The organism is Pseudovibrio exalbescens (assembly GCF_028737195.1).
Classification (GTDB): domain Bacteria; phylum Pseudomonadota; class Alphaproteobacteria; order Rhizobiales; family Stappiaceae; genus Pseudovibrio; species Pseudovibrio zosterae.
Genome location: NZ_JAQZAJ010000004.1, coordinates 46,669 through 58,525 on the forward strand (window position 1 = coordinate 46,669; position 11,857 = coordinate 58,525).

Genomic DNA, 11,857 nt, shown 5'->3' on the forward strand with positions numbered 1-11,857 from the left:
TAGAGAAGATGAGGTGGTTTCTGTCGAGGTGCAGTGTGTCCCAGGATTGCACCTTGTGTTGGTTTCGCAGCCTAGCAGAAGAGCTAAGGGATACCACTCATACTTGGTAGGGTGGAGCTTCAAGTGAAAGTGTGGCCAGAAAGAAATGGCACCTCGTTAGGCGCCATTTCCAGAAAACGGGGGCGTGAATTAGCTTTCAGCCGCGGCAAGTAGTGAAGCATTGCCTCCTGCCGCTGTGGTATCAACGCACAAGTGCCTCTCAAGGGCGTAGCGTTCGGGTTGACCGCGCTCACAGATCAGCGGGAGCAGGGCACCGTCGCGCTCGGCAAGGGCATTGCGCATCTCCTTGAGTTCAGCAAGCTCTGCGAAGCTGGCTACAGCGTGAACGTGCTCCACTTTGCTAAGCGATGCCGCAGAGAGGTGGCCATCGAGTGCAGCCGAGGGCGCGCCAAGTCTTGTTAGCTCTGCTGAAAGCTCTGATGCTAACTCACCTACCAACACGACCGCATTGCCTGATGCGAGGGCGCAGATGGCCTGTTCTTCCAAGGCTTCTCTATTAGGGCCCAGACACAGGATAGTGCCACGCGGCGCGCTGGAGAGTTTGTTGGTTTCACCCGTTGGCCCCGGCATGATGAAGACTTGGGTCATTTCGGCTTCATCAATCAGCTCGCGATGTACAGGAAATGCAGCTGCTAGTTTGTTGAAGCGGTCCGGATCGGTCCAGGTCCTTTGACCAATCTCATTCAGCATTTGTTGCAGAGAGGCGCTGCCAACAATCGGTAACTCCTCTCTAAGCCGGATTGCTGCAAGTTTTGGCTCAACGAGGCGTGCCACATAGTGTGGTCCGCCAGCTTTAGGACCGGTTCCCGACAGGCCTTCGCCGCCGAAGGGCTGAGAGCCCACAATGGCACCAATCTGGTTGCGGTTCACATAAATGTTGCCTGTTTTTACCCGGTCCACAATGTGCTGAACGCGGCTATCAATTCTGGTGTGAAGGCCGAAGGTGAGGCCGAAGCCCTTTCCGTTGATGTCGTTAATGACTTTATCGACCTGATCGGCCTTGAAGGTAGCCACATGCAAAACCGGGCCGAAGATTTCTTCTTCCAGCTCTTCAATGCCTGTAAGCTTGATAACCGTTGGGGAGACAAAGTATCCGCCCTCAGGTTTCTTCAGGGTCTTCAGAACGCGGCCTTTCTCGGCCCACTTGGCGCAGTGCGCTTCGATTTTGTCCTGCGACGGAACGTCGATGACAGGCCCAACATCGACACTCAAGGACCAAGGGTTTCCAAGTTCCAGTTCATCCATGGCACCGAACAGCATGGTGAGGAAGCGGTCTGCGACATCCTCTTGAACATAAAGCATGCGCAGTGCGGAACAACGTTGGCCAGCGCTCTGGAAGCTTGAGGTGATGATGTCTCGGATGGCTTGTTCAGGAAGTGCGGTTGAATCGACGATCATCGCATTAAGGCCGCCTGTTTCAGCAATCAGTGGTGCGGCTGGAGACAGGTTTTGCGCCATGGCTTTGTTGATGGTTTGCGCCGTTGCCGTGGAGCCAGTGAAGGAAACACCCGAGATGCGTGGGTCCTTTGTGAGTGCGGCTCCAACATCGGAGCCACCACCCGGGAGCAACTGCACGGAGGCCTTCGGAATGCCTGCCTCATGCATGAGGCGTACACCAACTGCGGCAATCAGAGGTGTGGGTGCTGCCGGTTTTGCTAGGACCGCATTACCGGCGGCAAGAGCCGCGAAAACTTGCCCTGAGAAAATTGCAAGCGGGAAGTTCCAAGGAGAGATGCAGGAGATGATCCCACGAGCCGCGATCTTGCCTCGCTCTTCCTCAAGGCGCAGTGCTTCCTGGGCGTAGTAGCGTGCAAAATCTACTGCTTCTCGCAATTCGTTGATTGCGTCCATGTAGCTCTTGCCTGCTTCACGGGTCAGAACGGCAAAGATTTCATAGGCATGTTCTTCATAGAGGTCTGCGGTTTTGTTGAGCAATTCTGCACGCTTGGCAACGGGCAAGGCAGCCCACTCTTGCGCTCCGGCTTCTGCGGCTGTGAGAGCCTTGGAGATATCGTTGGCTGAAGCGTTGCGAACGGTGCCCACCACATCTGTGAGGTCGGCGGGGTTCAGAATGTCCTTGGGGCTGGTCCCTTCTACTGGCGCAGCGATAAGGGGCTCACATGTCCATCGTTTGTGTTTGAAGCCATTAAGTTCAGTGAGGTATTCATCCATTGCCAAAGGATCACTGAGGTCCCAACCACGTGAGTTCTTGCGGTGCGGGCCAAAAAGGCGCGGAGCAGTGGCGATGCGATCATTGTATATAGGCAAACTGGTGGTTTCGAAGTGCTCAATCGGGTCCTCTGCAATGGTTTCTGGCGAGATGGCCTCATTGCGGATCTGATTGACGAAGGAAGAATTTGCGCCGTTCTCCAGGAGGCGGCGCACCAGATATGCGAGCAGGTCCTTGTGCGCACCGACGGGCGCATAAATACGGCAGCGGGTGTCGTGCGCCTGCATGGTAATATCGTGCAGTGCTTCGCCCATTCCATGAAGCCGTTGAAACTCGAAGGACGACTTTGGCAAGGCCTTTGCCATTTCCAAAATGGTGGCCACGCTATGGGCGTTGTGGGTTGCAAACTGCGGGTAAATCCGATCCGTCATTGCGAGCAGCTTTTGTGCGCAAGCAGCGTAGGATATGTCGGTGTTGTTCTTGCGAGTGAAGACCGGGAAGCCCTCAAGACCCATCGTTTGCGCGCGCTTGATCTCCGAATCCCAATAGGCTCCTTTCACCAGTCGCACCATGATCTTACGGTCATGTTTTGTAGCGAGCTCGTAGAGCCAATCGATCACGAGACCGCAGCGTTGTCCGAAGGCCTGCACCACGACGCCGAAGCCATCCCAGCCTTCAAGTGCTGGATCTGATAGCACTTGCTCAATTACATCAAGGGATAGGTCCAACCGATCTGCTTCTTCTGCATCGATGTTAAAGCCCATACCCGCATCGCGCGCGAGTTTGGCAAGCGACAAAGTTCGGGGCACTAGCTCCTGCAGAACGCGCGTTTTCTTGGCAAACTCATATCGCGGATGAAGGGCTGAGAGCTTGACGGAAATGCCGGGGTTTTCGCGGATTTCTGAGGAGGTGCAAGCCTTTGCGATCTCTCCAATGGCGTCGGCGTAAGCTTTGTGATAGCGCTTTGCATCCTCTTCAGTCAGAGCTGCTTCGCCTAGCATGTCATAGGAATAAGTGAAGCCCTTGTCTTCATAGGTTCGGGCGTTTTTGCGGGCTTCTTCAATTGAACGGCCAAGAACAAATTGGCGACCAAGTTCTTTCATCGCCTGCGAAACGGCTTTTCGTACAACCGGTTCGCCGAGCCGCTTTACCATGCCATGGAGCGCGCCAGCTATGCCCTGATTATCTGAAGACAGGACCTTGCCTGTAAGCAGCAAGGCCCATGTTGAGGCGTTTACGAGAGACGAGGTCGAGCGCCCCAGATGTTCACCCCATTTGCTGGGTGTGATTTTATCTGCGATCAGCTCATCAATGGTGTCTGTGTCTGGCACGCGCAACAATGCTTCTGCAAGACACATGAGCGCGATACCTTCCTGTGTGGACAGGCCATACTGACCGAGGAAGCTCTCCATCATGGTTGGTGAGGTGGTACTCCGCAATTCGCGCACGAGCCTTGTTGCTTCCAGCGATATGGCTTGACGCTCTGTCTCATCCAGCTTGATGGAGGCAGCGAGCGCCCTCACGCAGGTTTCTTCATCTGCCAGATAAGCGTTTCGAATGGCGGTGCGGATGTTTTGCTTCTGCATTGTTGCGACCATCGTACTCTCCAATTCATGATCGACTTTGTATTTGCTTGCATACTATCAAAAGGCTCTTGGTCGTATCTCCTCGAATTTGTATGATTAGAAGAAATTAGACCAGATTACGTGCTATCACTAGGTCTTTCGATGAGTCTGGGAGAGTGTTTTGGGCGAATTGGATAGCTTTGATCGGAAAATCCTTACGGTGCTTCAAGATGACGGGCGTATCACCGTTACGGAGCTGGCAAAGCGGGTCGGGTTGTCCAAGACCCCTTGCCAGTTGCGGATGAAGCGACTTGAAGAAAAGGGGTATATTCTGGGCTATCGTGCAGAGATTGATCCGAGCAAGGTGTCGGCGGGCCACATCGCGTTTGTGCAGGTCAAGCTAAGCGATACGCGCTCGCAGTCGCTTGAAGCATTTAATCGAGCGGCGCGTGGTATCAAGGAAATCGAACAATGCCATATGATCGCCAGCAGCTTCGACTATCTGCTCAAGGTCCGCACCAAGGATATCGCAAGCTATCGGCAAGTGCTTGGTGAGAAGATCTCCGCGATGCCACACGTCGCGCAAACGTCGACTTTCGTTTGTATGGAGCCCGTGAAGGAGCGTGCCACGGTTATCTAGTCGGCTTCTTCCGCAGGTGCCTCTCCATTTACTGTATGAAGCATGTATTTGGAGCCCATGCCGTACTTCAGAAGCTTTTCTTCCAACTGAGGGACATGTACCTCTTCGAAGCCTTTCTTCTGCCAGTAGGAGATCGCCTGGGGGATCGCTGTAATGGCGATCTGTTTGAAGCCTTCTTCTGCGGCGAGGCTGTCGAGCTTGTGAAGAATGGCGTGCGCGGCTCCAACGCCTTGCACCTGCGCAAGCAGCGCAACGTCGTGGAGATACAGCACATCACTTCCGCCGGGCAGCTTGCCGAAAGTTTCATTGAGCGGCGGAATGTCATTGAGCCGCCATGGATGCGCAATCACGTATCCCAGAACGACGTCTGGCTCTTGCTCGCTAACGAGAACGAAGCATCCGTTGGGATATAGAGCCCGTTTCTCATGAAAGGCGACCGTCTCATCCGGAAGGTGTGGGTAGGCGTGCTGCATGATGGGTGCCAGCTTATCAACTGCGCCCTCGCTCATCGGAATCCAGAGCAAACCATCCATCTCTTATCTCCCATACCGACGCGCGGCTTTGTCTACCATTCCATGAGGTAAGCGATAGACGTGAGGTTGTAGTTCATACACAAGCAGACCAATTCTTCAGGTCTCTGACGGTGCGCTTCATATTTGCCAGTATAGCTTGTGTCAAAATTCTCGATAGCCCTCGATACGCTTGAGCCAAAGATGAAGAGGTTCCGGTGATGCCGGGAGTAGCTTCATCGGAGGTCCGAACTGTTTTGGAAAGACTTGATTCGGAAGGCCCCAACCTCGCGAAAAGGTCGGGACCTCAAATCTATCAGTGGAACTTCATGGGACCAGCATCGTTGGCCACGGTGGTTCCTGCCTCTCCAGCAATAGCTTGAGCCACTTGGTCCAACGTACAGATGACTGCTTTTTTCCCAGTGAGGCGAACAAAAGTCTGGGCGGCTTCTACCTTGGGTCCCATCGACCCTGCAGCAAATCCATACTTGTCTAGTTCTTCCGGAGTTGCAGATTTTATGGCGCGCTGTTCTGGCGTTCCCCAATCAAGGTAGACAGCGTCTGCATCTGTCGCCATGACAAAGGCATCGGCATCAATCTCCTTGGCAAGCAGACCGGAAGCTCGATCCTTGTCGATGACGCACTCCACGCCAATGAGCTTGTTGTTTTCATCGTACATGGTCGGAATGCCGCCGCCGCCCGCTGCAATCACCAGCACGCCCCGTTCCAACATCCACTTGATCGGGCGCAGCTCGAAAATTCGTTTTGGCAGTGGAGAAGGGACTACACGGCGCCAGCTATCACCATCTTGTTTAAGAGCCCAGCCTTTTTCAGCGGCCAGTTTGTCGGCTTCTTCTTTGGAATAGATCGGCCCAATGTACTTCGTTGGGTCCTGAAAGGCAGGATCTTTGGGATCAACCTCAACCTGAGTCAGGATGGTGGCAAACGGCTTTTCGAAAGGAAGCACGTTGCCAAGCTCCTGTTCGATCATGTAGCCAATCATCCCCACCGTTTCGGCACCCAAGACGTCGAGAGGGTAAGTCTCGACATCCTTGTAGGCAGCGCCTTGCAGGGCCAAGAGGCCTACCTGAGGACCGTTGCCATGGGTGACGACCAGTTCATGGCCGTTGTTCAATGGAGCAAGTGCCTCAGCTGCGATACGCGCGTTTTTTCTCTGGTTTTCGGCGGTCATTGCTTCGCCTCTGCGAAGCAATGCATTTCCGCCAAGCGCTATGACAATACGCATTTTTAGCTTCCAATCGTGGCGACCATAACGGCCTTGATGGTGTGCATGCGGTTTTCGGCTTGTTCGAAAGCGATATTGCGATCAGACTCGAAAACTTCCTCGGTGACTTCCATTGCCGGAAGGCCGAACTTCTGGAAAATCTCCTCACCAACCTTGGTTTCGCGGTTGTGGAACGCAGGTAGGCAATGCATGAACTTTGTGTACGGATTGCCTGTGCCTTCTATGACTGCCTTGTTGACTTGGTAGTCTCTCAGCAGCCTGATGCGGCTTTCCCATATCTCGGCAGACTCTCCCATGGAAAGCCACACGTCAGTGTGGATGAAATCCACGCCTTCCGTGCCAGTTTTTACGTCATCAGTGACCATCACACGGGAGCCGTATTTTTCAGCGGTCTGACGAGCAAACTCCACGATGGATGGATCTGGTTGCAGCTCTTTGGGAGCCACGATCCGGACATCGCAGCCCATCAACGCACCCAGCATAAGCAGGGAGTGCCCCATGTTGTTGCGGGCGTCGCCAAGATAGGCGTAGGAGATTTCACTCCTGGGCTTCTCGGTGTGCTCCATCATGGTCAAGAAGTCAGCCAACATCTGGGTTGGGTGCCACTCATCGGTCAAACCATTATAGACCGGCACACCAGCAAACTCTGCCAGCTCTTCAACCGCGGTTTGAGACTTGCCGCGAAATTGAATGGCGTCATACATGCGCCCCAGAACACGGGCGGTATCCTTCATGGACTCCTTGTGACCGATCTGTGAGCCTGATGGATCGAGATAGGTAACATTGGCCCCCTGATCGTGTGCGGCAACTTCAAACGCGCAGCGGGTTCGGGTGGAAGTCTTTTCGAAGATGAGACAGATATTCTTGCCCTTCATGCGCTGCACTTCATTGCCCGTGTATTTGGCGCGCTTGAGGTCTCGGGCCAGATCGAGGAGGTATAGCATTTCGCGCTGTGTGAAGTCCTTGATTTTAAGGTAGCTCCGGCCTTTGAGGTTGAAAGCCATGCTTTTGCTCTCCGTATTACTCGATTAATCTTTCTGATGACTACATGCTGATAGGGTCGCGAATGATTGGGCAGGTCATGCAGTGCCCGCCGCCGCGGCCGCGGCCAAGTTCAGAGCCTTCAATGCCGATAACTTCGACACCGGCCCGCTGAAGCTTCGAATTTGTGTGGGTGTTGCGTCGGTAACCAACAACAACGCCCGGCTCGATACACACAACATTGTTGCCGTCATCCCATTGTTCTCGTTCTTGATCGTACGCGTTACCACCTGTCGTGACCACAGTTAGTTTCTTAATTCCTAGTGCATCTCCAACAACATCAAACAGATGGCCCTTCTCTTGGCGATAATCGACATAGCCATTCTTGCCTTCTGGTCGGATTGAGTAGCATTTGATTTCATCACAGACGGACTGGTAGGCGGTGGCTTTATCCCGGTCGATGAGAGTGAAGACCGTGTCGAGGTGCATGGCCGCGCGGCTCTTCGGCATCTGACAGGCGATCACACGCTCTGCTGCCTTGTTGTCGAACAAAGACCGTGCGACTTGGCCCACCGCTTGTGGTGTGGTGCGTTCTCCCATGCCGATCAGGACCACGCCATTGCCGATGGGCATCACGTCGCCGCCTTCCACGGTGCTCTCGTGGAAATCTTGGTCCGGATTGCCCCACCAGATGTTCACCTTGCCCTTGAAATGAGGGTGGAAGCGATAGATCGCCGTTGTGAGGAGGGTTTCATTGCGCCGGGCGGGCCAGTACATGGGATTTACTGTGACGCCGTTGTAAATCCAGCAGGAGGTGTCACGGGTAAACAAGGTGTTTGGTAATGGCGGAATAACGAAGTCCTGGGGTTCCAGCGAGCGGCCAAAAACGCCCTTTGGTTCGAAGCCCAGCTCTCCCCTTGTGATGCCGCCGATCAAGTGTTCCGCCAGAAACTTGGAGGGTTGTTCCATCAACCAGCTGTGCAGGTCTTCGGCCATGCCTGCTCCAACGCGGGTGGGCGTGATCCTACGGTCCAGTATCCACCTGCGGGCATCGTGGTCATTGAGGGTTTCCTCAAGCAATGTATGCATTTCGAGGACATTGACGCCGCGCTCTTCCATGCGAAGGCGAAAATCGTAGTGGTGCTTTTGGGCCTCTCTGACCCAGAGAACGTCATCGAACAGAAGCTCGTGGCAGTTTCCGGGTGTCAGGCGCATATGGGCAAGGCCCGGGCGACAGACCAATACTTCTCGAAGCTTACCGACCTCTGAATGTACGCCGAACTTGGACATCATTTACACTCCATAGCTTGAAGGGGTTGCTGGCGTTGACGTGGATTGCACTGGGGAACTGGCCAGTTGATAGCTGCCATAGATCTGCGTCCAGGTTTCAGGCCACATCTGCCCGGTGGGGGCTCCTCTGACCGCACAGTGGGTCAGAGGAAGTTGTTCGTGTGGTACGGTCCAGTCATTGATGCTTCGGTCTAAAATGGTTCTTATTCCGGAGAGTTTCATAGGCCATACCCTTGTTGCTTTTGGTTTCTTGGGGCGGTACCGTCCTACACGCTTACACTTAGAGCAATGCTGATCATGACGAAGAGCAAGAGGACGAGTGGGATGGCAAACCGCAGCCACTTGTCGTAGGGGACACGGCCAATGGCCAGACCACCCATCACGACTGCAAAGGTAGGGTTGATCAGGTTGAGCAGGCCGCTCGCAGACTGGAACGCCGTGACCACGAGGGAGGCAGACACATCTGAGAAGCTGGCCAAAGGTGCCATGATGGGCATGGACAACACAGCGAGACCTGAAGAGGAGGGCACGAAGAAAGACAGCACCAACTCTAGCCAGAACATTACATTGATGAAGGCGATTTGGCTGAGGCCGCTCACAGCTTGCTCAGACCAGAACAGGATCGTGTCTGTGATGGAGCCTGCGTCCATGATGACCACGATTCCGCGGGCCACACCGATAATCAATGCGACGCCAAGGAGATCCCGGGCACCATCAATGAAATTGTCGACGAACTCCGCTTCTCCCATGCGAGCAATAATGCCCACCAGAATGGAGGCTGCCAGAAACAGAGCTGACATCTCTCCCATCCACCAGCCTAGCGCTGCCACGCCGTAAATCAGGGCAGCAAAAACAAGCGCAAACACAGTCATGATGATTGCGTGGGTGCGGGTGAATTCCGGAATTTCGTCAATGTTGGAGTTTTGCAGGAAGTGCTGGCGATGTTCTTCGCGCAAATCCGCTACTACGGATGCGTCGGGGTTTGCTTTCACCTTGGCAGCGTAGCGCATCACCCAGGCTACACACATTGCCCAGCCAGCAGCCAAGATGATGAAGCGCAGTACAATGCCATCTGTAAACGGTACACCTGCCGCATTGGAAGCGATCACCGTTGCAAATGGATTGATAGTAGAACCTAAGGTTCCGATGCCTGCACCAAGCATGATTACTGCAACGCCTGTCACTGAGTCATAGCCCGCCCGGATCATCACAGGGATGATTAGGGCGTAGAAAGCAAGGCTCTCCTCGGCCATTCCGTAGATGGTGCCACCTGCAGCGAAGAATGCCATCAAAATTGGTATCATCAAGTTTTCGCGGCCCTTGAGGGCGGACATCACGCGAGCAATACCTGCATCAATGGCTCCGGTTCTGGTGACAACCATAAGGAAGCCGCCAATAACCAGTACGAAAACCGCAACGTCAATTGCGTTTGCGCTGTAGGAAACTGGGTCATACAAACCTGCAATGGGTGCCATGAATACATCAACAATACCCTGCGGGTTAGACTCAACTGTTTGGTAAGTCCCGGGGACCGGGACTTCCTTTCCTAATGCGTCGTTCATCACTCGGTCATACTGCCCCGCGGGAACAACCCACGTGGCGACTGCGACCGCAATGATTAGCCCGAACAAAATCGTGAATGCGGTGGGAAATTTAAGCCTGGACATGGTCTTCCAATTCATCTTGCCGTGGACAAGTACTTGCTTACGAATACGTAAGCTTAGTCCTCAGATTACCGTCAAGGCGTTTGTTTTCTTGGAAGTTCCGTTGGGCGAGAAATCGATGCTATCCGTTCACATTGGATGAAAATGCTGCGTCGGTTGCGCGTAGCTACGAGCGGATTCTGTGATATCTCAAGGGATTGGAAACTAAAGTGCATTTCGGCGCTGAAGTGACCAAAAATTAGTCATTTAAGAAATGTCGAATTGATGAGAGGGCGGAAGCTAATAATTTTTATGGGCTTTTTTCACAAATGTCAGCGCCTAAGTGAAAATGAGTATGGCAATGGGATAGGTTATTTTGAGAAAAGGGATAGGTCAGTTTGGCAATTGAAGCTTTCCGATTCAGTCAATTGAGTCGCCGATTGTTATGCTCCGCCTTTGGTTGGTCAAGTTTTGTGCAACTAAAGATTATATGTAGATTGCCGTATCGTTATGTCAGAGAGAGAAGGAAATCTACGAGTTTTTGCGGATCGTACTTTGCTGCGTTCGACTGAGAGGTCAACGGTGCGCTGATAAGTTTCAGTTCGTGCTTCTCCATCAAGTCCAAGTCAAAATTTGCTGCATAGCTTTCGTCTGCCAATACGAAGTTCAGAAGTTGCTTCGTCGGCGTATCGGCGCCCGCATCACGTTTTAACTGATCGATCAGGCGCAGGAGAGCTTCATTGGGGGAGATCCCATTTAACTCCGGGTCGGTGCCAAGGCTTGGGATGTAGACCTTTGGGTTGCCGTTTTCCGCTATGGTGCGCCCGACGCCTTTCGGTAAGAGGTTCGCCATGAGGGAGCTGTAAAAGCTGCCGGGTGGGTAGCAGATGAGATCAGCTTGACGGACCAGAGCTTGCCGCCGCAGTGGGAACGGCACGTCGACTGGATCGGTGCTTTCAAGCGAGGTCGTGAGAAAAATCTCCTCAATGCGGCTGGTAAGGGGCTCTACCTCTTTACCAGTCATCGCGTGCTGTCCTACGACGACCGAGTGGTCGGAAAGGCGGGCTGCCAGATGAAGTTTCTCATTTGTGGTAACCGTGACGTGGCCTAACGTGTTCACGAGCTTGGAGAAAAGGAAAAGAATGGGATCAAGCTCACGGTTGTTGTTCAAGTACCCGCCTGCAAGGATCAGGTTTCCGATGCTGGCGCCATGCAGGTCGAAATCTGCTGGCATAGCGACTGCAAAGTATTGCAGTTGGTTTTGAATGAGGCCGCGCATGGGCATGGGAATGGCGGTGATGAGCGGATGGCTTCCGCCAACCAGTCCGGCCAACTCATGGCGCAAGGTGTTCTGCGTGGCGGTTTTCGGAAAGCGGTGTGAGAACAGCTGATAGACTTCAGGATGTCCCAGCAAGCTTTCATCTGCCAATGCCATGAGGCGGCTGCGCACATCACCAATCGCCGGCATGTCAAAGGCTTGACGCAGTGTGGCCGAGCTGCCTCCGCTGTCAAACGGCGTGATCAGGTGTGCACTGTTGTGGGTAAAGTGCTTTAAAACACGGGAAATACCATTCAGAGCAGTGCCTCCGCTGAAGAACAGTAGGTTTGGGCCTAGCTCGGGAAGGCGCTGGTAGCGGCTGATGCGGACTGGATCCGGGATCGTCAGCTGGCGGGTAATCTGCATGTATTTCCTAGGCTTAGATAGTGGCTTGGTGCCGTTTTAGCTCTATTACAGCGCTCTAGCAATTTCTGA

The 11,857-nt window shown here is 53.7% G+C and carries 8 protein-coding genes; 1 reads left to right on the plus strand and 7 read right to left on the minus strand.

What is annotated here, in order from left to right:
* Positions 1 to 189: 189 nt before the first annotated feature.
* On the minus strand, positions 190 to 3,828 hold the full coding sequence (putA, locus tag PUV47_RS12610; protein ID WP_274218926.1) for a bifunctional proline dehydrogenase/L-glutamate gamma-semialdehyde dehydrogenase PutA: 3,639 nt from the start codon (positions 3,826 to 3,828) through the stop codon (positions 190 to 192).
* 148 nt (positions 3,829 to 3,976) lie between these two features.
* Here putA and PUV47_RS12615 point away from each other — a divergent pair, with 148 nt between their 5' ends.
* Positions 3,977 to 4,435 carry an Lrp/AsnC family transcriptional regulator gene (locus PUV47_RS12615; protein WP_274218927.1) on the plus strand — a complete coding sequence of 153 codons (459 nt, stop codon included), beginning with the start codon at positions 3,977 to 3,979 and terminating at the stop codon, positions 4,433 to 4,435.
* Here the strand turns inward: PUV47_RS12615 and PUV47_RS12620 are convergent.
* The 6 genes from PUV47_RS12620 to PUV47_RS12645 form a co-directional block, all read right to left on the minus strand.
* A complete protein-coding gene (locus PUV47_RS12620; protein WP_274218928.1) occupies positions 4,432 to 4,968 on the minus strand; it encodes a GNAT family N-acetyltransferase in 537 nt (178 codons plus the stop codon). The two genes, PUV47_RS12615 and PUV47_RS12620, sit on opposite strands and share 4 nt — an antisense overlap.
* A 292-nt stretch (positions 4,969 to 5,260) precedes the next feature.
* Positions 5,261 to 6,190, minus strand: coding sequence for a carbamate kinase (arcC, locus tag PUV47_RS12625; RefSeq protein ID WP_274218929.1), 930 nt, complete (start codon positions 6,188 to 6,190; stop codon positions 5,261 to 5,263).
* Between the two features lie 2 nt (positions 6,191 to 6,192).
* Positions 6,193 to 7,194 carry an ornithine carbamoyltransferase gene (gene argF / locus PUV47_RS12630; protein ID WP_274218930.1) on the minus strand — a complete coding sequence of 334 codons (1,002 nt, stop codon included), beginning with the start codon at positions 7,192 to 7,194 and terminating at the stop codon, positions 6,193 to 6,195.
* Positions 7,195 to 7,234: 40 nt separating this feature from the next.
* Positions 7,235 to 8,461 carry an arginine deiminase gene (gene arcA, locus PUV47_RS12635; RefSeq protein ID WP_274219229.1) on the minus strand — a complete coding sequence of 409 codons (1,227 nt, stop codon included), beginning with the start codon at positions 8,459 to 8,461 and terminating at the stop codon, positions 7,235 to 7,237.
* A gap of 266 nt (positions 8,462 to 8,727) precedes the next feature.
* Positions 8,728 to 10,128: a YfcC family protein gene (locus PUV47_RS12640; protein ID WP_274218931.1), complete on the minus strand. Its 1,401-nt coding sequence runs from the start codon at positions 10,126 to 10,128 to the stop codon at positions 8,728 to 8,730.
* Between the two features lie 484 nt (positions 10,129 to 10,612).
* A complete protein-coding gene (locus PUV47_RS12645) occupies positions 10,613 to 11,788 on the minus strand; it encodes a GAK system CofD-like protein (RefSeq protein WP_274218932.1) in 1,176 nt (391 codons plus the stop codon).
* Positions 11,789 to 11,857: the final 69 nt, after the last annotated feature.

Coding starts and splice junctions, on each gene's coding strand:
- argF (WP_274218930.1), bottom strand. CDS start 7,194: ATGGCTTTCAACCTCAAAGGCCGGAGCTACCTTAAAATCAAGGACTTC.
- arcA (WP_274219229.1), bottom strand. CDS start 8,461: ATGTCCAAGTTCGGCGTACATTCAGAGGTCGGTAAGCTTCGAGAAGTA.
- PUV47_RS12645 (WP_274218932.1), bottom strand. CDS start 11,788: ATGCAGATTACCCGCCAGCTGACGATCCCGGATCCAGTCCGCATCAGC.
- PUV47_RS12640 (WP_274218931.1), bottom strand. CDS start 10,128: ATGTCCAGGCTTAAATTTCCCACCGCATTCACGATTTTGTTCGGGCTA.
- arcC (WP_274218929.1), bottom strand. CDS start 6,190: ATGCGTATTGTCATAGCGCTTGGCGGAAATGCATTGCTTCGCAGAGGC.
- PUV47_RS12620 (WP_274218928.1), bottom strand. CDS start 4,968: ATGGATGGTTTGCTCTGGATTCCGATGAGCGAGGGCGCAGTTGATAAG.
- putA (WP_274218926.1), bottom strand. CDS start 3,828: ATGGTCGCAACAATGCAGAAGCAAAACATCCGCACCGCCATTCGAAAC.